21 protein-coding genes are annotated in these 19,595 nt (G+C 75.2%); 16 read left to right on the top strand and 5 right to left on the bottom strand.

Translation table 11 applies throughout. The annotated features are described in order from the left end of the window. From VGB14_05515 to VGB14_05590, 16 genes are all read left to right on the top strand, one after another. Positions 1–528: SIS domain-containing protein (locus tag VGB14_05515; protein HEX9992367.1), on the top strand; the 528-nt coding region annotated here is incomplete at its 5' end. Further along, complete coding sequence (gene hypE / locus VGB14_05520; GenBank protein ID HEX9992368.1) at positions 525–1,607, top strand: hydrogenase expression/formation protein HypE; 1,083 nt, start codon at positions 525–527, stop codon at positions 1,605–1,607. The genes VGB14_05515 and hypE, both read left to right, overlap by 4 nt. Further along, positions 1,601–3,853, top strand: a complete 2,253-nt coding sequence (gene hypF / locus VGB14_05525) for a carbamoyltransferase HypF (GenBank protein HEX9992369.1) — start codon at positions 1,601–1,603, stop codon at positions 3,851–3,853. Before hypE ends, hypF begins: the two co-directional genes overlap by 7 nt. 42 nt (positions 3,854–3,895) lie before the next feature. Beyond that, positions 3,896–6,385: a hypothetical protein gene (locus VGB14_05530; protein ID HEX9992370.1), complete on the top strand. Its 2,490-nt coding sequence runs from the start codon at positions 3,896–3,898 to the stop codon at positions 6,383–6,385. A gap of 78 nt (positions 6,386–6,463) precedes the next feature. Continuing rightward, a complete protein-coding gene (locus tag VGB14_05535; protein HEX9992371.1) occupies positions 6,464–7,519 on the top strand; it encodes a hypothetical protein in 1,056 nt (351 codons plus the stop codon). A 4-nt stretch (positions 7,520–7,523) separates the two neighbouring features. Continuing rightward, positions 7,524–9,314 carry a nickel-dependent hydrogenase large subunit gene (locus VGB14_05540; GenBank protein HEX9992372.1) on the top strand — a complete coding sequence of 597 codons (1,791 nt, stop codon included), beginning with the start codon at positions 7,524–7,526 and terminating at the stop codon, positions 9,312–9,314. 11 nt (positions 9,315–9,325) lie between these two features. Beyond that, entirely contained in the window at positions 9,326–10,249 is a 924-nt protein-coding gene (locus tag VGB14_05545; protein HEX9992373.1) for a NifU family protein, read from the top strand. Beyond that, the gene (locus VGB14_05550; GenBank protein ID HEX9992374.1) at positions 10,246–10,854 is read left to right on the top strand and encodes a DUF5947 family protein; all 609 of its coding nucleotides are present in this window, start codon (positions 10,246–10,248) and stop codon (positions 10,852–10,854) included. Before VGB14_05545 ends, VGB14_05550 begins: the two co-directional genes overlap by 4 nt. Further along, entirely contained in the window at positions 10,851–11,483 is a 633-nt protein-coding gene (locus VGB14_05555) for a DUF6084 family protein (GenBank protein ID HEX9992375.1), read from the top strand. The genes VGB14_05550 and VGB14_05555 overlap by 4 nt, the downstream gene beginning before the upstream one ends. Beyond that, the gene (locus tag VGB14_05560; GenBank protein HEX9992376.1) at positions 11,480–12,754 is read left to right on the top strand and encodes a hypothetical protein; all 1,275 of its coding nucleotides are present in this window, start codon (positions 11,480–11,482) and stop codon (positions 12,752–12,754) included. Before VGB14_05555 ends, VGB14_05560 begins: the two co-directional genes overlap by 4 nt. After that, entirely contained in the window at positions 12,751–13,215 is a 465-nt protein-coding gene (locus VGB14_05565; GenBank protein HEX9992377.1) for a hydrogenase maturation protease, read from the top strand. Before VGB14_05560 ends, VGB14_05565 begins: the two co-directional genes overlap by 4 nt. A 106-nt stretch (positions 13,216–13,321) precedes the next feature. Next, a complete protein-coding gene (locus VGB14_05570; GenBank protein HEX9992378.1) occupies positions 13,322–13,657 on the top strand; it encodes a hydrogenase maturation nickel metallochaperone HypA in 336 nt (111 codons plus the stop codon). Between the two features lie 5 nt (positions 13,658–13,662). After that, positions 13,663–13,932: a HypC/HybG/HupF family hydrogenase formation chaperone gene (locus tag VGB14_05575; protein ID HEX9992379.1), complete on the top strand. Its 270-nt coding sequence runs from the start codon at positions 13,663–13,665 to the stop codon at positions 13,930–13,932. After that, positions 13,929–15,059, top strand: coding sequence for a hydrogenase formation protein HypD (hypD, locus tag VGB14_05580; protein ID HEX9992380.1), 1,131 nt, complete (start codon positions 13,929–13,931; stop codon positions 15,057–15,059). The genes VGB14_05575 and hypD overlap by 4 nt, the downstream gene beginning before the upstream one ends. 23 nt (positions 15,060–15,082) lie before the next feature. After that, positions 15,083–15,406 (top strand): hypothetical protein, encoded by a 324-nt coding sequence (locus VGB14_05585; GenBank protein HEX9992381.1) that lies wholly within the window; start codon positions 15,083–15,085, stop codon positions 15,404–15,406. Positions 15,407–15,439: 33 nt separating this feature from the next. Then, the gene (locus tag VGB14_05590) at positions 15,440–16,642 is read left to right on the top strand and encodes an acetyl-CoA acetyltransferase (GenBank protein HEX9992382.1); all 1,203 of its coding nucleotides are present in this window, start codon (positions 15,440–15,442) and stop codon (positions 16,640–16,642) included. Between the two features lies 1 nt (position 16,643). Here VGB14_05590 and VGB14_05595 read toward each other — a convergent pair whose 3' ends face one another. The 5 genes from VGB14_05595 to VGB14_05615 form a co-directional block, all read right to left on the bottom strand. Next, on the bottom strand, positions 16,644–17,264 hold the full coding sequence (locus tag VGB14_05595; GenBank protein ID HEX9992383.1) for a hypothetical protein: 621 nt from the start codon (positions 17,262–17,264) through the stop codon (positions 16,644–16,646). Then, entirely contained in the window at positions 17,261–17,866 is a 606-nt protein-coding gene (locus tag VGB14_05600; GenBank protein HEX9992384.1) for a TetR family transcriptional regulator, read from the bottom strand. Before VGB14_05600 ends, VGB14_05595 begins: the two co-directional genes overlap by 4 nt. 24 nt (positions 17,867–17,890) lie before the next feature. Continuing rightward, positions 17,891–19,006 carry a Zn-dependent alcohol dehydrogenase gene (locus VGB14_05605; protein HEX9992385.1) on the bottom strand — a complete coding sequence of 372 codons (1,116 nt, stop codon included), beginning with the start codon at positions 19,004–19,006 and terminating at the stop codon, positions 17,891–17,893. Positions 19,007–19,016: 10 nt separating this feature from the next. Continuing rightward, positions 19,017–19,268, bottom strand: coding sequence for a hypothetical protein (locus VGB14_05610; GenBank protein HEX9992386.1), 252 nt, complete (start codon positions 19,266–19,268; stop codon positions 19,017–19,019). A gap of 5 nt (positions 19,269–19,273) precedes the next feature. Next, positions 19,274–19,595 (bottom strand): hypothetical protein (locus tag VGB14_05615; GenBank protein HEX9992387.1); only part of this gene is annotated, 322 nt, incomplete at its 5' end.

Raw genomic sequence — 19,595 nt, forward strand, 5'->3', positions numbered from 1 at the left:
ACGGCCACCCTGGACACCGCCGCGCCGGAGCTCGACGCGGCGGCCGCGGCGATGGCCGGCCGGTTCGCCGCCGGCGGCCGGCTGTTCGCGTTCGGCAACGGCGGCAGCGCCACCGACGCGGCGTCGGTCGTCGCCCTGTTCCTCCGCCCGCCGTGGGGCCGCCCGCTGCCGGCCCGCTCGCTCGCCGCGGAGACGGCCGTGCTCACCGCCCTCGGCAACGACGTCGGCTTCGACCTCGTGTTCTCCCGCCAGCTCATCGCCCACGCGAGGGCCGGCGACGTGGCCGTCGGTCTGTCGACGAGCGGCAACTCCGAGAACCTCCTCGTCGCCTTCGCCGAGGCGAGGCGCCGCGGCCTGCTGACCGTCGGCCTCGCCGGCTACGACGGCGGCCGCATGGCGGCCTCGCCCGACGTCGACCACTGCCTCGTCGTCAGGGCCGACAGCGTGCACCGCATCCAGGAGACCCAGGCGGCGCTGGCCGCCGCGCTGTGGGCCGGCGTGCAGTCGGCCCTCGGGGAGGCGCCATGACCGCCGACGGGCGCGAGTCCGCCGTCCTCGACCGGATCGAGGCGTTCCGGCGCCGGCGGCCCCGCCTGCTGGACGACGTCGTCACCCTCGCCCACGGGGCGGGCGGCAAGGCGTCGGCCGCGCTGGTGGACGCCGTGTTCCTCGACGCGTTCGCCAACGACCACCTCGCCGCGCTGGCCGACGCGGCCACCCTCGAGCTGCCCGGCGGCGACCGCGTCGCCTTCACCACCGACTCGTTCGTCGTGCAGCCCCGGCGGTTCCCGGGCGGCAGCATCGGCCACCTCGCCGTGCACGGCACCGTGAACGACCTCGCCATGGTCGGCGCCCGGCCCCGCTGGCTGTCCGCCGCGTTCGTGCTCGAGGAGGGGCTGACCGTCGACGAGCTGCGGTCGGTGGTGGCCGACATGGCCGAGGCGGCGGCGGCTGCGGGCGTGGCCATCGTGGCCGGCGACACCAAGGTGGTCGGCCGGGGGCAGGCGGACGGGCTCTACGTGACGACGGCCGGGGTCGGCGTGATCCCGGCCGGCCGCACGCTCGCCGCCGACCGGGTGCGGCCGGGCGACGCCGTCGTCGTGTCGGGCACGATCGGCGACCACGGGACGGCCGTGATGCTGGCCAGGGGCGACCTCGCCATCGAGGCCGACGTCCGCTCGGACACGGCGCCGCTCGGCGGCCTCGTCGAGGCGCTGTTCGAGGCTGCGCCGGGCACCCGCTGGCTGCGCGACCCCACGAGGGGCGGTCTCGGCACCGTCGCCAACGAGCTGGCCAGGGCGGCGAACGTCGCCGTGGTGCTGGACGAGGCCCGGCTGCCGGTGCGGCCCGAGGTGGCGGGGGCCTGCGACCTGCTCGGCATCGACCCGCTGTACGTGGCCAACGAGGGGAAGCTCGTCGCCGTGGTGCCGGCCGGCGAGGCCGACGCGGCCGTGGCCGCGCTGCGGGCCGACCCGCTCGGGGCGGACGCGGCGGTGGTGGGCGAGGTGCGGGACGACCCGGCCGGCGTCGTCGTGCTGCTCACGTCCTTCGGCGGCACCCGCATCGTCGACATGCTCGTGGGCGACCCGCTGCCCCGCATTTGCTGACCGAGCGGCGCCGGATCCGGGTCAGGGGGACCGTCCAGGGGGTCGGCTTCCGCCCGTTCGTGTACCGCGAGGCGGTGGCGCTCGGCCTCACGGGTTTCGTTTTGAACGACAGCGCCGGCGTGCTGATCGAGGCCGAGGGGCCGGCCGCCGGCGTGGAGGAGCTGTGCCGGCTGGTGGCCACCCGCCCGCCGCCGCTGGCCCGGGTGACGGCCGTGGAGGCCGAGGCCGTCCCGCCGGGCGGCGGCGCCGGCTTCGCGATCGTCGAGAGCCACGGCGGCGGCCCGCCGTCGGTGGCCGTCAGCGTGGACACGGCGGCGTGCGCCGCCTGCCTGGCCGAGGTCGACGACCCGGCCGACCGCCGGCACCGCTACCCGTTCACCAACTGCACGGACTGCGGGCCCCGCTACACGATCACGGTGGCGGTGCCCTACGACCGGCCGGCGACGACGATGGCCGGGTTCACCATGTGCGCCGAGTGCCGGCGGGAGTACGACGACCCGGCCGACCGGCGCTTCCACGCCCAGCCCAACGCCTGCCCGGCGTGCGGGCCGCGGCTGGCCTGGCGCTCGCCCGACGGCACGGCGCTGGCGGGCGGCGACGACGCCCTCGACGCCGCCGTGGCCGCCCTGCGCTCCGGCGCGGTCGTGGCCGTGAAGGGGGTCGGCGGCTACCACCTCGCCGTCGATGCCACCGACGGGCGGGCCGTCGGCGAGCTGCGGCGGCGCAAGGCCAGGGACGACAAGCCCTTCGCCGTGATGGTCGCCGACGTCGACGGGGCGCGCGCCGTCGTGCACCTCGACGCCGCCGCCGAGGCCGCCCTCGCCTCGCCCCGCCGGCCGATCGTCCTCGCCCCCGCCCGCCCGGGCGCGGCCCTGGCCGGCGGGGTCGCCCCCGGCCTGGCGGAGGTCGGCGTGTTCCTGCCGTACTCGCCGCTGCACCACCTGCTCGTGCGGGGGGTGGGCCGGCCGATCGTGCTCACGAGCGGCAACGTGAGCGACGAGCCGATCGCCCACGAGGACGACGACGCCGTCGCCCGCCTCGGCCCCATGGTCGACGGCCTGCTCACCCACGACCGGCCCATCCACGTCCGCTGCGACGACTCGGTGGCGAGGGCGACGCCGGCCGGCCTCCAGCTCCTGCGCCGGTCGCGGGGGTACGCGCCCGAGCCGCTCGCCCTCCCGGTCCCGGCCCTCCGGCCCGTGCTCGCCGTCGGCCCCGAGCTGAAGAGCACGGTGGCGGTGACGACCGGGGCCGGCGTGGTGGCCAGCCACCACATCGGCGACCTCGAGCACCTCGCCACCTGGCGCTCGTTCCTGCAGGCCGTCGACCACCTGTGCGGGCTGTACCGGGTCGTCCCCGAGGTCGTCGCCCACGACCGCCACCCCGAGTACCTGTCCACGAAGTTCGCCCTCGAGCTCGACCTCGACCCCGTCGCCGTGCAGCACCACCACGCCCACGTCGCGTCCTGCCTGGTCGAGCACGGGCGCACCGAGCCGGTGGTCGGCGTGGCCTTCGACGGGCTCGGCTACGGCGACGACGGCACCATGTGGGGCGGCGAGCTGCTGCTGGCCGACCTGCGGTCGTGCCAGCGGCTCGGACACCTCGCGCCGGTGACGATGCCGGGCGGCGCCGCGGCCGTGCGGGAGCCGTGGCGGATGGCGGTGGCGTGGGCGACGGCCGCCGGCCTGGCCCCGCCCTACGCCGGCGAGCGGGCCGCGGCCGTGGCCGACCTGGCGGCCAGGGGCAAGGGGCCGGTGACGACCAGCGTGGGCCGCCTGTTCGACGCGGTCGCGGCCCTGCTCGGGCTGCGGGGCACGGTGACCTACGAGGCCCAGGCGGCGGCCGAGCTCGAGGCCATGGCGCGCGGGGTGCCGAGGGCGGAGGCGGCGAGCTACGAGATGGCGGTGGGCGAGGGCGACGGCGGCCTGCTCGTGCTCGACCCCGCGCCGGTGGTCGCCGCCGTGGTGGCCGACGCCGCGGCCGGCGTGCCCGTGCCCGTGGTGGCCGCCGGCTTCCACGAGGCCGTCGGCCGGGCCGCGGGGGCGGCGGCGGTGGCGCTCGCCCGGCGCACCGGGGTCGACGCCGTCGTGCTCTCCGGCGGCGTGTTCCAGAACGCCCGGCTGTCGGCCGTGGTGGAGGAGGTGGTCGCCCTGGCCGGCCTGGCCGTGCTCACCCACCGGGTCGTGCCCCCGAACGACGGCGGGATCAGCGTCGGCCAGGCGGCGGTGGCGGCGGCCACCACCTAGCGTCCCCCGCCGGCGCGGAGCGGGTCGCTAGGTTCCGCCGGCGTGCCGACACCGCCGGGGCGCGCCGCGGCTGCCGTGGCCATCGCCGTCCTCGCCGTCCTCGCCCTGGTCCCCGCGTCCCCGGCCGGGGCCGCCACCGGCGTGGTCGTGGCCGACCGGCCCGGCGGGCGGGGCATCGACGGCCCGCTCGAGGTCGAGGTCCCGGCCGACGGCTCGGCCGTCACCCGCACCCTCTTCCTCCGCCCAGCGGCCGGCGCGGCGGGCGGCCCGGTGGCGCTGCTGGTCGACGCCGACGGCCCGGTCAGCGTCGAGCTGGCCGGTGGCGGGGCGACGGGCACGGCGATCACCCTCAACGTGGGCGGCGGCCAGGTGCCGCTGCGGGTGACGGTGGCGAGCGACCGGCCGGGCACGGCCGAGGCCTCCGTCGTCGGCCGCTCGGGCTCGGGCGCCTGGGCCTCGCTGCTCACCGTGCGGGCCACCCGGCCGCCCGGGCCGGCGGTCGTCGCCGGGGCCGGCGACGAGGGCCTGGCCGTCACCAGCCAGGCCGGCGCGTTCGCCCTCGACCTCCCCGTGTACGCGGGCGACGGCGGCCTCTCCGGCCTGAGCGCCACGGTCGACCCGTTCGTGGCCGAGGGCGGCGAGCCCGTCGAGGCCACCTGGGAGCTCGACACCGAGGACGTGGACGCCGGGGGGCGGGCCGTGCTCCACGTCGAGGCCGACCTGCCCTTCGGCGCCACCTACCGCAGCGAGCTCCGCCTGGCCCACGACGGGGTCACCGACCCGCCCGTCGCCGTCGCGGTCACCCGCACCCGGCGGGCGTCGACCATCGAGGTGACCGACGCGACCGTCGAGCGGGCGACGACGGGGCTGCGCACGCCGGCCGTCGTCGACCACCACGTGTCGGTGACGGAGACGACCGGGCGCACCGTCCAGGTGGCGCTGCCCCGGCTGGTGCTGCACACCACCGGCGAAGACGCGACCGGCCACGACGACGGCGCCGTCCTGCGGGTCACCGACGTGACCCCGGGCAACGCCGGCGGGGACCGGGTCGTGTGGGACGCGCTCACCGGCGGGGACCCGACGTTCACGGTGCCGGGCGGCGGGACGGTGGAGCTGGCCGTGCGCCTCCGGCTGCCCGCCGCGGCGGCGAGCAACGCCGTCACCCTCCGCTTCGCCGAGGACGGCGCCGCGCCCGTCGACCGCCAGTACACGGTGACCGTGCGCCGGTCGGCGTGGTGGCCGCTGGCCTGCATCGCGGCCGGGCTCCTCCTGTCGTACTGGCTGCGGCGGCTGTGGCGGGACCGCAGGGGCCGCTACCAGCTGGTGCTCGTCCTCAGCCGGCTCCAAGACGAGGTGCAGCGGCTGCGGCGGCGCGTCGCCGTCCGCGACGCCACCGAGGCGACGGTGTTCGACGGCCTGTCCGCCGACGTCCGCCGGGCCGCGGCCGACGCCTCGCCCGACGACACCGCGGCGGCCGAGGCGCGGGCCACCGACCTGGCCCACCGGGTCAGGGCACTCCCGGCCTGGGTCGACCTGTGGCGCCGGGTCACTGCCACCCGCCCGCCCGTCGGCGGCTTCCGGGAGCGGGCCGCGGCGCTCGGCGAGGAGCTGGCCGGGGAGCGGGAGGCCACCACCGACGACCCGGCCGCCGCCGTGGCCGCCCTGGCGGCGGCGTTCGACGCCGCCGTGGCCGAGGCGCTCACCCAGCAGATCGAGTGGCTCCGGGCCGACGTCGCCCGCCAGCTCGACGAGGCGGCGAGGGCGCCGGCCGACGCCCGCCTCGACCACGCCGCCGCCCTGGTCGCCGCCGGCCGGCCCGAGGACGCCGTCGCCGCCGTCGACGAGGCTCGCAGGGAGGCCGCCGTCGCGGTGTCGGCCCAGGTCACGACCGACCTCGAGACCGGCCCCCACCCGGCGCTCGGCCTCTCCGAGGCGGACTGGGCCGCACTGACGGCACCGGTCAGGGCGCTGCGGGACACCACGAGGCGCGACTGGCTGCAGGACGCCAAGGCGGTCCTCGCCGCCGAGCTGCGGGTGCTGTCCGAGGCGGCGGCGCGGGCGGCGGCCGGCGACGCGGAGGCGACCGAGGCCGTGCGCCGGGCCGGCCGCCTGGTCGACACCGAGCCGGCCGCGGCCAGGGCCGCGCTCCTGGCCGCCCTCGACGCCGTCGCCGCGGCGCGGCCCGACGCCGTCCCCCTCGGCGCGCCGGCCCTCGACGGCGGCGCCGCCGCGGCGGCCGAGCGGCCCGTCATGCCGCCGGTCGAGCCCCGCCGCCGGGAGCCGGTCGAGCCCGTCGACCTCCCGACGCCGGCCGAGCTCCGCGCCCGCATCCGCCGCGTCGAGCTGCTCGCCACCCTGCTGGCGGCGGCCGTCGCCCTCCCGCTCGGCCTCGCCTTCCTCTACGCCGACGCGTGGACGTGGGGCAGCCTCGCCGACGTGGTGGCGGCCGTGGCGTGGGGGCTCGGCGTGCAGTCGCTCGCCGGCGGTTCGTTCACCGGCATCCCCGCCCTTCGTGAGGCGATCGTCGGATAGGTGCGAAGTCCACGCATTTACAGCGACTGACCGGCGGCGCACGATGCGCGGGCCTGCCCACTGCGCGGAGGTCCTGCCGTGTCCACGACCGAGGCACCACCGGACGAGACCGTCATCCACGTGCTCTGGATCAACGCCGGGCTCAGCTGCGACGGCGACTCGGTCGCCCTGACCGCGGCGACCCAGCCGAGCATCGAGGAGATCGCCCTCGGCGCCCTGCCCGGGTTGCCGAAGATCGCCGTCCACTGGCCGCTCATCGACTTCGAGTGCGGCCCGAACGGCGGGGCCGACGACTTCCTCGAGTGGTTCTTCAAGGCCGACCGGGGCGAGCTGGAGCCGTTCGTACTCGTCGTCGAGGGGTCGATCCCGAACGAGGCGATCAAGCGCGAGGGCTACTGGTGCGGGTTCGGGAACAACCCCGACACCGACCAGCCGATGACGACCAGTGAGTGGCTCGACCGCCTGACCCCGAAGGCGCTCGCCGTCCTCGCCGTCGGCACCTGCGCCACCTACGGCGGCATCCACGCCATGGCGGGGAACCCCACCGGCGCCATGGGGGTGCCCGACTACCTCGGCTGGGACTGGAAGTCCAAGGCCGGCATCCCGATCGTCTGCGTCCCCGGCTGCCCGATCCACCCGGACAACCTCTCCGAGACGATCCTCTACCTGCTCTACCAGGCGACCGGGCAGGCCCCGATGATCCCCCTCGACGACGCCCTGCGGCCCCAGTGGCTGTTCGGCATGACCGTCCACGAGGGCTGCGACCGGGCCGGCTACTACGAGCAGGGCGACTTCGCCACCGAGTACGGCTCGCCGAAGTGCATCGTCAAGCTCGGCTGCTGGGGCCCGGTGGTCAAGTGCAACGTCCCCAAGCGGGGCTGGATCAACGGCATCGGCGGCTGCCCCAACGTCGGCGGCATCTGCATCGGTTGCACGATGCCCGGCTTCCCGGACAAGTTCATGCCGTTCATGGACGAGCCACCCGGCGCGCACGTCTCCACGAAGATGAGCGGGCTCTACGGCTCGGTGGTCAGGGGCCTCCGGGGGATCACCGCCCGGACGGTCGACAAGGAACCGAAGTGGCGGAGGAAGAGCGACCGGCTCCTCTCCGGCTTCCAGGACCTCCGGAGGTAGCGGCATGGCCACGACCACCCGCCCGACCACGACGGGGACGGGCACCGACGGCCTCGTCGAGATGGCCTGGGACCCGATCACCCGGATCGTCGGCAGCCTCGGCATCTACACGAAGATCGACTTCAACCAGGGCAAGGTCGTCGAGTGCCACAGCACGTCGTCGATCTTCCGGGGCTACTCGGTGTTCATGAAGGGCAAGGACCCCCGCGACGCCCACTTCATCACCAGCCGGATCTGCGGGATCTGCGGCGACAACCACGCCTGCTGCTCCTGCTACGCGCAGAACATGGCCTACGGCGTCCGCCCGCCCCACCTCGGCGAGTGGATCGTCAACCTCGGCGAGGCGGCCGAGTACATGTTCGACCACAACATCTTCCAGGAGAACCTGGTCGGGGTCGACTTCTGCGAGAAGATGGTCGCCGAGACCAACCCCGGCGTGCTCGAGCAGGCCAACCGCGCCGAGGCCCCGCACGCGGAGATGCACGGGTACGGCACGATCGGCGACATCATGCGGTCGCTCAACCCGTTCTCCGGCGAGTTCTACCGCGAGGCCCTCCAGGTGTCCCGGTACACGCGGGAGATGTTCTGCCTGATGGAGGGGCGCCACGTGCACCCCTCGACCCTGTACCCGGGCGGGGTCGGCGTGACGGCCACCGTGCAGCTGTTCACCGACTACATCACCCGGCTGATGCGCTACGTGGAGTTCATGAAGAAGGTCGTGCCCATGCACGACGACCTGTTCGACTTCTTCTACCAGGCGCTCCCGGGCTACGAGGAGGTCGGCCGGCGCCGGGTCCTGCTCGGCTGCTGGGGCGCCTTCCAGGACCCCGACGTGTGCAACTTCGAGTACAAGGACATGACCGAGTGGGGCCGGGCCATGTTCGTCACGCCCGGCGTGGTGGTCGACGGCAAGCTCGTCACGAACGACCTCGTCGACATCAACCTCGGCATCCGCATCCTCCTCGGGTCGTCGTACTACGACGACTGGGAGGACCAGGAGATGTTCGTCACCAAGGACCCGCTCGGCAACACCGTCGACCGGCGCCACCCGTGGAACCAGCACACGAACCCGGCGCCCCAGAAGCGCGACTTCGGCGGCAAGTACAGCTGGGTGATGTCGCCCCGGTGGTTCGACGGCACCGACCACCTGGCCCTCGACACCGGCGGCGGCCCGATCGCCCGCCTGTGGTCGACGGCCCTGTCCGGCCTCGTCCACACCGACTACCTCGACGCCACCGGCCACAGCGTGGTCATCCGCCTGCCGAGGACGGCCCTGAAGCCCGAGGCCACCTTCGAGTGGACGGTCCCGCAGTGGTCGAACACGATCGAGCGGAACCGGGCGAGGACCTACTTCCAGGCCTACGCGGCGGCCGCCGCCCTGCACTTCGCCGAGAAGGCGCTCGCCGAGGTGCGGGCCGGCCACACGAAGACCTGGTCCGAGTTCGAGGTGCCCGACGAGGGCATCGGCTGCGGGTTCACCGAGGCGGTGCGGGGCGTGCTCTCCCACCACATGGTCATCAAGGGCGGGAAGATCGCCAACTACCACCCGTACCCGCCGACCCCGTGGAACGCCAACCCGCGCGACGTGTACGGGACCCCGGGGCCCTACGAGGACGCCGTCATCGACTGCCCGATCTTCGAGGAGAACAGCCTCGAGAACTTCAAGGGCATCGACATCATGCGGTCGGTCCGCAGCTTCGACCCCTGCCTCCCGTGCGGCGTGCACATGTACCTCGGCAAGGGCAGGGTGCTCCACAAGGAGCACTCGCCGAGCGGCATGCCGGACCTGACCTGACGCCGGGCGACGTGCACCCGGACGCCGGCACCCGCTCGCCGAGCGGCCCCGCCACCGCCATCGCCGACGGCGGCCGGGCGGCGCCCGGGCGCGACCTGCGCGCCGTCGGGGACCGCATCGAGGGCCTCCTCGTCGACCTGCGGCGCTCGGCCGAGCCCCGGGTCGTCGAGCGGGTGGAGGAGCTGGTCGGCCTCGTCACCGACCTGTACGGGGCCGGGCTGGCGCGCGTGCTGGAGCTGGCCGGCGAGGACCGTGGCCTGGTCGACCGGATGGCCGGCGACGAGCTGGTGGCCACGCTGCTCGTCCTCCACGGGCTGCACCCGCAGTCGGTCGAGGACCGGGTGGCCGCCGCGCTCGACGAGGTGCGCCCGTACCTCGGCTCCCACGGCGGGGACGTCGAGCTGCTCGGGGTGGACGACGAGGGGGTCGCCCACCTGCGCCTCCACGGCAGCTGCGACGGCTGCCCGTCGTCGGCGGTGACCATGGAGCTCGCCGTCGAGCGGGCCATCCTCGAGGCCGCCCCCGAGGTCGAGCGGGTCGAGGTGGAGGGGGCCGGCCCGGCGGCCCCGCCCGGCCCCGGCCCGGTGCCGGTGGCGCTCGGGCGCCGGCCGGCCGAGGGCACGGGCTGGGTGCCGATCCACGGGCTCAGGGCCCTCGGGTCGGGCCGGCTGGAGGCGCTCGTGGTCGAGGGCGTGCCCGTCGTCGTGTGCCGGGTCGGCGCCGCGCTGTTCGCCTACCGCAGCGCCTGCCCGGCCTGCGGGGCGGAGCTGGCCGGGGCCACCCTCGACGGCGCCGCCCTCCGCTGCCCGTCGTGCGGGGCCGCCTTCGACGTGCCCCGGGCCGGGCGCAGCCTCGACGGCACCGACCTGCACCTCGACCCCCTCCCGCTCGTCGACGAGGGCGGCGAGGCCCGGCTGGCGGTGCCGGCCCGGTGAACGACCCGCTGGCCGTCCTCCAGCGCATCAGGGCCGGCAAGCCCCGGCCCCGGCCCGGCGAGTGCTGCGACATGTGCGCCCAGCCGGTGCCCGACCGGCACGACCACGTCGTCGACCTCGACGCGAGGAACCTGCTCTGCACCTGCCGGGGGTGCTGGCTGCTGTTCACCCCGGGGGGCGCCGGCGGGCGCCGGTACCGGGCCGTGCCCGACCGCTACGAGGTCGTCGAGGGCTTCTCCGTGCCGGGCGGCTGGGAGCGGCTCCAGGTGCCGGTGGGCGTGGCCTTCTTCTTCCACAACTCCACGATCGGGCGGGTGGCGGGCTTCTACCCGAGCCCGGCGGGGGCCACCGAGTCGCTCCTGCCCCTCGACGCCTGGGAGGACGTGGTCGCCGCCAACCCGGTGCTCGCCACCCTGGCCCCCGACGTCGAGGCCCTCCTCGTGCGGTCCACCAGGGACGCCACGACCGCCTACGTCGTGCCCATCGACGCCTGCTACGAGCTCGTCGGCCACCTGCGCCGGCTGTGGCGCGGCTTCGACGGCGGCGCCGAGGCCCGGGCCGCGGTGGACGACTTCTTCGCCACCGTGCACGGGCGGGCGACGTGAGGGACCTGGCCGTGCAGGTCGTGGACGGCCGGGCCGAGCCGTACGCGGCCGCGCCGACCATCGTCCTGCGCCTGTCGGTCACCGAGCCGAGCGGCGAGCCCGTCCACGCCATCGCCCTGCGCGCCCAGGTCAGAATCGAGCCGCAGCGCCGCCGCTACTCCGACACCGAGGGCGACCGCCTGCTCGAGATGTTCGGCGAGCGGGGCCGGTGGGGCGAGTCGCTGCGCCCGTTCGCCTGGTGCCACGTGAGCACGACCGTCCCCGCCTTCACCGGCTGCACGGAGGTCGACCTCCCCGTGCCCGTCACCTACGACTTCGAGGTGGCCGGGGCCAAGTACCTCCACGCGCTGGAGGAGGGCGAGGTGCCGCTCGTGCTGCTGTTCAACGGCACCGTGTTCTCCCGGCGGGGCGACGGGCTCGCCGTCGAGCCGGTGCCGTGGCACGTGGAGGCGCCGTACCGCCTGCCCGTGTCGGTGTGGCGGGACGTGATGGACCTGTACTTCCCGAACAGCGGGTGGATCCGCCTCCAGCGGGACACGATCGACGCGCTCGCCCGCTACAAGGCGGAGCGGGCCCTCCCGTCCTGGGAGCAGGTCGTGGAGCAGCTGCTGAAGGAGGCCGGGGCGTGAGCCCGGTCAGCCAGGCCGCGGCCGCAGCCTTCGAGCGGGCCAGGCGGGTGGCCGACGCCGTCCTCTACGAGGGCTACGTGCTGTACCCGTACCGGGCGTCGTCGGGCAAGAACCGGGCCCGTTGGCAGTTCGGCGTGCTGGCCCCCCGCCCGTTCGCGGAGGCCGACGGGTCCGAGCGGTGGTCGGCCACGGCCGGGCTCGTCGTCGAGACCGGCGCCGACGCCACCCTGGACGTCACCGTGCGCTTCCTCCACGTGCAGGCCCGGTCGGCGGCCGCCGACGGGTCGGCGCCGGCGTGGGACGAGGCCGTGGAGCGGGAGGTCGACCTGGCCGGGATCGACCTGCGCGCCCCCGGCCGCCACGAGGTGGCGGTCGCCCTGCCCGCCGCCGTCGAGCAGGACGGCGGGGTGACGAGGAGCCGGGAGCCGGTCGACGGCCGAGTGGTCGTCACGGTCGGGGACGTCCACGGGCCGTGGCCCCTCGCCACCGTCCACGTCGCCGTCGAGAACCTGACCGGCTGGTGCGAGCTCGGCGGGCACCGCGACGACGTCGTGCGGCGGTCGCTCGTCGGCGTCCACGCCCTCCTGCACGTGCACGACGGCGGCTTCGTCTCGCCCCGCGACGCTCCGGAGTTCGCGGCCGCCGCCGTGCGGTCGTGCACGAACGACGGGCTGTGGCCGGTGCTGGTCGGCGAGGAGGGCGACCGCTCGACGGTGCTGGCCGCCCCGATCATCCTCGACGACCACCCCCAGGTCGCCCCCGAGAGCCAGGGCGACATGTGCGACGCCACCGAGATCGACGAGATCCTCGCCCTGCGGGTGCTGACCCTGACCGACGAGGAGAAGGCCGAGGCCCGGGCGACCGACGTGCGGGCGGCGGCCATCCTCGACCGGGTCGACGCCTTCCCGCCCGAGGTCTTCGAGCGCCTCCACGGGGCGGTCCGCTCGCTGCGGCCGGCAGCGGCGACCGACGAGGCACTGCCGTGGTGGGAGCCGGCCGCCGACGCGACGGTGAACCCGTGGGAGGACACCGTCAGCGTCGGCGGCACCGACGTCGGCCGGGGGTCGAAGGTGACCCTCCGGCCGGGGCGCAGGGCCGACGCCCACGACCTGTTCCTCGCCGGGCGGCCGGCGACGGTCGAGGGAGTGTTCACCGACGTCGACGGCGGCTGCCAGGTGGCGGTCGTGCTCGACGACGACCCCGGCGCCGACCTGTACGCCGCCGAGGGCCGCTTCCTGTTCTTCCATCCCGAGGAGGTCGAGCCGCGGTGACGAGGACGCTCGTGGCCGGGATCGGCAACGTGTTCAACGGCGACGACGGCTTCGGCCCCGAGGTGGCGAGGCGCCTCCTCGACCGGCCCCTGCCCGACGGCGTGCGGGTGGAGGACTACGGCATCCGGGGCGTGCACCTGGCCTACGAGCTGCTCGACGGCTACGACCTCGTCGTGCTGGTGGACGCCCTGCCGAGGGGCGAGGCGCCCGGCACGGTCTACGTGCTCGAGCCCGAGGTCGACGTCGACGCCGCCCCGCCCCTCGACGCCCACCGCATGGACCCCCGCTCGGTGCTCGCCGCCGTGGCCGGGATGGGCGGCGAGGTCGGCCGCCTGCTGCTGGTCGGCTGCGAGCCGGCCGACGTCGAGGAGGGCATGGGCCTCTCCCCGCCGGTCGCGGCCGCCGTCGACCGGGCCGCCGACGTCGTGGACGACCTCGTCTCCGGAAGGGAGATCCGATGATCCGCCGATTCCTCCTGCCCCTCGCCTTCCTCGGTGCCGTCGGGTACGCCGTGCGGGCCTCCCTGCCCGACCTGCGGCGGTACCTCAAGATGCGGGCGATGTAGCGGTGCACGAGCTGGGCCTGTGCGCGGCGATCGTCCAGCGGGTGGAGGAGCGCGCCGGGGACCGGCCCGTCGCCCGCGTGCGGGTGCGGGTCGGCCGCCTCCACCACGTCCACCCCGACGCCTTCGAGCAGTCGTTCCTCGTGGCCGCCCAGGGCGGGGTGGCCGAGGCGGCCACGCCCGAGCTCGTGCTCCTGCCCGTGCGGGCCAGGTGCCGGGCCTGCGGCGAGGAGTCCGAGGCCGACGAGCAGATCCTCGCCTGCCCGGCCTGCGGCGCCGTCGAGGTCGTGGTCACCGGCGGCGACGAGCTCGTCCTCGAGTCGATCGAGTACCGGGGGTAGCGGCCGTGTGCCTCGGGATCCCCGGCCGGCTCGTGGAGATGGTCGACGACAACGACCACCTGGCGCGCGTCGAGGTCGCCGGCGTGCGCCGCACGATCAACATCGGGCTGCTGGAGGACGAGGGGGTCGGCCCCGGCGACTGGGTGCTCATCCACGTGGGGTTCGCCATGTCGAGGATCGACGAGGTCGAGGCGGCCAGGGCGCTGGAGGGGCTGAAGCTGATGGGCCAGGGCTTCGACGACGAGGTCGCGCTGCTGCGGGAGACGGCGCCGTGAGGTTCGTCGACGAGTACCGCGACCCGGCCGCCGCCAGGGCCCTCGTGGCGAGGATCACCGACCTCGCCGCCGGCGAGCCGTTCAAGTTCATGGAGGTGTGCGGCGGCCACACCCACACGATCTACCGGCACGGCATCGAGCACGTCCTGCCCCGCAACGTCGAGCTCGTCCACGGCCCCGGCTGCCCCGTCTGCGTGATCCCGATGGGCCGGGTGGACGACGCCATCGCCGTGGCCGAGACGCCGGGCGTGCTGTTCACCTCGTTCGGCGACATGATGCGCGTCCCCGGGGGGCGGGGCAGCCTGCTCGAGGCGAAGGCGAGGGGCGCGGACGTGCGCTTCGTCTACTCGCCGCTCGACGCGCTGCGCCTCGCCGAGGAGCACCCCGACCGGCAGGTGGTGTTCTTCGCCGTCGGGTTCGAGACGACGGCGCCGTCGACGGCCGTGACCCTGCTGAAGGCGAGGGCCTCGGGCGTGCGGAACTTCAGCGTGTTCTGCAACCACGTCACGATCGTCCCGCCCATCAGGGCCATCCTCGAGTCCCCCGACCTCCGCCTCGACGGGTTCCTCGGCCCGGGGCACGTGTCGACGGTGGTCGGCAACCGGCCCTACCGGTTCGTGCCGAAGGAGTACGGCAAGCCGCTCGTCACCGCCGGGTTCGAGCCCCTCGACGTGCTCCAGGCCATCGCCATGCTGCTCGCCCAGGTCAGGGAGGGCCGCTGCGAGGTCGAGAACCAGTACACGCGGATCGTCCGCGACGAGGGCAACCCCCGGGCGCTCGCCGTGCTGGCCGAGGTGTTCGAGCTGCGCCCCCACTTCGAGTGGCGGGGCCTCGGGTTCATCTCCCAGAGCGCGCTGCGCCTCCGCCCGGCCTTCGCCGACTGGGACGCCGAGGCCCGCTTCGACGTGCCCGGCGTGCGGGTGGCCGACCCCAAGGCCTGCCAGTGCGGCGAGGTGCTGAAGGGCGTGATCAAGCCCTGGGAGTGCAAGGTCTTCGGCACGGCGTGCACGCCGGAGACGCCGATCGGGACGTGCATGGTGTCCTCCGAGGGCGCCTGCGCCGCCTACTACAACTTCGGCCGGCTCCACCGCGAGGCGGCCGTCGCGCTGGGCCGGGCGTCGGCCTAGGCGTCGAGCGAAGGAGCGGCACGTTGAGCGACACCAGCGAGAGCCAGCAGGCCAGGGCCGAGAGCGTGGAGCGCCAGCTCTCTGACACCAAGCCGGTCGAGGGCGACCGGACGACGTCGCCCGGCGACACCCAGCCGGCGGCCGAGTCGGGCGGCCCGGTGCCGACCGGCGGCGAGGGCCCGGCCCACCACCCCGGCACCAGGCGGGGCGAGGACATCCAGGGCGACGACGCCAAGGAGGCGGGCCGAGAGCAGACCGGCACCCAGGGGCCGACGGACCGGCCGGTGGGCACGTCGAGCCAGCGGGACTCGACCGGCGTCGACCCCCAGGACGGGCCCGACGCCTGACCGGCGGGGCGGTGCCCCGTCTAGCTTTGCGTCATGGGATCGCACGGCATCCGTGACCGGGTCGCCATCGTCGGGATGGGGTGCACCCCGTTCGGCGAGCACTGGGACCGCTCGACCGACGACCTCCTGATCGACGCGGCGACGGACGCCTACGCGTCCGCCGGCGTGACCCCGGCCGACGTCGACGCCTACTGGCTCGGCACGATGGGCTCGGGCCTGTCCGGCCTCACGCTCAGCCGCGCCCTGCGCCTCGACAACAAGCCGGTCACACGGGTGGAGAACATGTGCGCCACCGGGTCGGAGGCGCTGCGCAACGCCTGCTACGCGGTCGCGAGCGGCGCCTTCGACGTGGCGATGGCCGTCGGGGTCGAGAAGCTCAAGGACTCGGGCTACTCGGGCCTCGTCATGTCGCCCATCCCCTCGGACGGCACCGTGCCCGAGGTGACGGCGCCGGCCCGGTTCAGCCTCCTCGCGCCCGCGTACGCGGCGAAGTACGGGGTCGACCGAGACGAGATGAAGGACGTGCTCACCAGGATCGCCTGGAAGAACCACCAGAACGGGGCCCGCAACCCGCGCGCCCAGTTCCGCAAGCAGGTGGCCAGGGAGACGATCTGCGGGGCGCCGCTCGTGGCCGGCGACCTCGGCGTGTTCGACTGCTCGGGCGTGTCCGACGGGTCGGCCGCGGCGGTCGTCGTGCGGGCCGAGGACGCCCACCGCTACACCGACCGGCCCCTCTACGTGAAGGCGCTGTCGTTCGTGGCCGGGCCGGCCACCGGCAACCTCGACCCGTCCTACGACTTCACCACGTTCCCCGAGGTGGTGGCGTCGGCGGCCGACGCCTACCGGCAGGCCGGCGTGGAGGACCCGAGGACCGAGCTGGCCATGGCGGAGGTGCACGACTGCTTCACGCCGACCGAGCTCGTGCTCATGGAGGACCTGGGCTTCGCCGAGCGGGGGTCGGCCTGGAAGGAGGTGCTGGCCGGCACGTTCGACCTCGACGGCGACCTGCCGGTCAACCCCGACGGCGGGCTCAAGGCCTTCGGCCACCCGATCGGCGCGTCCGGGCTGCGGATGATGTTCGAGTGCTGGCTCCAGCTGCGGGGGGAGGCGCCGGCCGAGCGCCGGGTGGCGACCGTCGACCGGGGCCGCACGCTCGGGCTCACCCACAACCTCGGCGGCACGCCGGGCGAGTGCGTGTCGTTCGTGTCGGTGGTGGGGACCGAGCCGAGCGCCTGAGTCAGGGCTGGGGCGGCGGGGGCGGCCAGCCCTGGCCCCACCCCTGGCCCTGGCCCGGCGGGGGAGGCGGCGGGGCCGCCCACCCGCTGCCCCACTGCTGCTGCTGGTCCCAGGCCGGCTGCTGGGGGCCGCCCCACCCGCCGTAGCCGCCGCCCTGCTCGGCCGCGGTGGCCATGGCGAAGTCGTCGGCGGTCGGCTTCACGAGCAGCAGGACCACGATGGCGACGTAGACGGCGAGGGCGATCACGTTGAGGCCCGGGTTGGTCCCGTCGCTGGCCGACGCCGAGCTCACCACGCCGAGCAGGAACAGGGCCGAGAAGAGGGCGAAGGTCGCCACCGTGCCCCACCGGGCCCACGAGCGGCGCTGGAGCACCTTGATGCCGAGGATGAGCGTCCACGCGCAGATGGCCAGCACGATCACGCCGGCGCCGATGAGGATCCCGGAGATCGAGTCCTGGAGGTCGCGGTCCACGTCGAAGTCGTCGACGATGTCGGCCTGGTCGACGGCCGCGCCGAAGATCACGATGCCGATGCCGAGCAGCGCCCACAGCACGCTGACGACGATCGTGAGCACGCCGGCGGCCGTGGTCGTGCCCGCCCTCGGGGTCCGCGCTGGCGTCATGGGCGAACGGTAGCGCCGGGGCCGTCGACCCGCCGGATCCCCCGGAGCCCGGCCCAGGCGAGGTCCGTGACCCGCAGGGCGAGCAGGTCGGGGTCGAGGTCGAGCCCGGCCGCCACCCAGTGGCGGCTGGTGCCCTCGGCCAGCCCGACGAGCGCGTGGCCGAGCAGCCGGCGGTGGTCGTCGTCGATGTCGGCCTCGATCCAGGCCGCCGTGGCGGCGGCGATCACGTCCTCCACCTCGCGGACCTTCTCCGCGAACTCCTCGTCGCGGCGGGCGCCGCTGCCGAAGAGGAGCCGGAAGGCGTCCGGGTGCTCGGCCACGAACCGGAAGTAGGCCCGGAACCCGGCCTCCACCCGCTGGCCAGGGTGGTCGGCGGCCTCGACGGCCACCCGGATGGCCGACAGCAGCCGGTCGCTCACGTCCTGGAGCAGCTCCAGGTACAGGTCCCGCTTCGAGGTGAAGTGCTGGTAGAGGACGGGCTTGGTGACCCCGGCGGCGGCCGCGATCTCCGCCATCGAGGTGGCGTGGAACCCGCGGCTGGCGAACGTGCCGAGCGCGACGTCGAGGAGCTGGCGGCGGCGGCGGTGGGCGGGCAGTCGGATGCGGGGACGGTACCCGCAGCGCCCTCAGGTGAGGCCGTAGTCGATGACCTGGCGGGCGACCTCGCCGGTCTTCATCGCCTCGAACGCGTCGTTCACCTCGTCGACGGTGATCGTGCGGCTGATCAGCTCGTCGAGCTTCAGCTGGCCGTCGCGGTACAGCTCGAGCAGCCGGGGCACGTCGCGCTGCACGTTGGACGACCCGTACCAGCAGCCCTTGATCGTCTTCGACATCAGCACCATGCCGAAGAACGCCGGCACCTGGAGCATCACGTCCATGCGGGGGACGCCGACGAGCACGGCCTGCCCGCCCCTGCGGGTCATGTTGACGGTCTGCTCGATCGTGGCGCCGAGGCCGATGACCTCGAAGGCCACGTCGGCACCCCGCTGCGAGGTCAGCTCCATGACCTGGCCGACCGGGTCGCCCTGGGCGGCGTTGACGGTGGCCGTCGCCCCGAACTCCTTCGCCATCTGGAGCTTGGACTCGACCATGTCGACGGCGATGATCTCGCCGGCCCCGGCGATGCGCGCCCCCTGGATGACGTTGAGGCCCACGCCGCCGCACCCGATGACGGCGACCGTGTCGCCCTCGCGGATGTCGGCGGTGTTGAGGGCGGCGCCGACGCCGGTGAGCACGCCGCAGCCGATCAGCGCGGCGACGGTGAGGGGGATGTCGTCGGGGATCTTCACGACCCCGATGGCCGGCACGATCGACTGCTCGGCGAAGGTGCCCGACGACGCCATCTGGTACAGCGGCGTGCCGCCCGCGGAGAACCGGGTGGTGCCGTCGACGAGGCCGCCGGTGGCCAGGGTGAGGCCGCTGGCCTCGCACAGGTGCCCCTGCTCGTGCTCGCAGAAGTAGCAGTCGCCGCACTGGGGGACCCAGGAGACGACGACGTGGTCGCCGGGGGCCAGGGCCTCGACCCCCTCGCCGACCTCCTCGACCACGCCGGCGCCCTCGTGGCCGAGCACGATCGGCATCTGGGACATGAGGGTGCCGTTCTGGATCGACAGGTCCGAGTGGCAGACCCCCGACGCGCCCATCCGGACCCTGACCTCGCCGGCGTGCGGCGCCTCGACCTCGACGTCGTCGCGGATCTCGAGCGGCTGGTCGATGCCGACGCACACAGCTGCCTTCACCATGGGCGGCAACCTAGCGCCCCCGCTCCACGTCCTCTCGCTCGGCCGCGCGCGCCGCGTAGCCGAGCACGATGGCGGGCGCGAGCACGACCGAGCCGACCACCATGCAGGGGACGACGGCCGTCACCAGGCCGGACGTGAACCGGGTGGCGGCGCCGGCGACGAACAGCACGACGGCCACGGCGAACAGCCCGTAGCCGGCCCGCCGGCCCACCTCGGCCAGCCGGGCGAGGCGCCGGCGGCGGGCCCGGACGGGGTCGTCCACGGCGGTCACGGTAGCCAGCCGGCCGCGGCCAGCACGCCGGCCAGGGCGGCCTCCATGGCGGCGAGGGACAGGTGGCGGCGGACGAGGCCGGCGTTGTGGTCGAGCAGGCCGGGGTCGGGGGCGGCGAGGAAGGCGGCCAGCGGGGCCGGGTCGTCGGGCGGGAACCAGCGGAAGCCGAGGTCGCGCAGCTCCTCGGCCACCGGGTAGCGGCCGACGGCGGCCGGCCGGCGGTGGACGGCGGCCTCGACCGGGGGGTTGCCGAAGCCCTCCCACGTCGACGGGAACAGCACGGCGTCGGCCGCCGCGTACGCGTCGGCCATGCGACCG

This window comes from Acidimicrobiales bacterium (assembly GCA_036399815.1).
Classification (GTDB): domain Bacteria; phylum Actinomycetota; class Acidimicrobiia; order Acidimicrobiales; family DASWMK01; genus DASWMK01.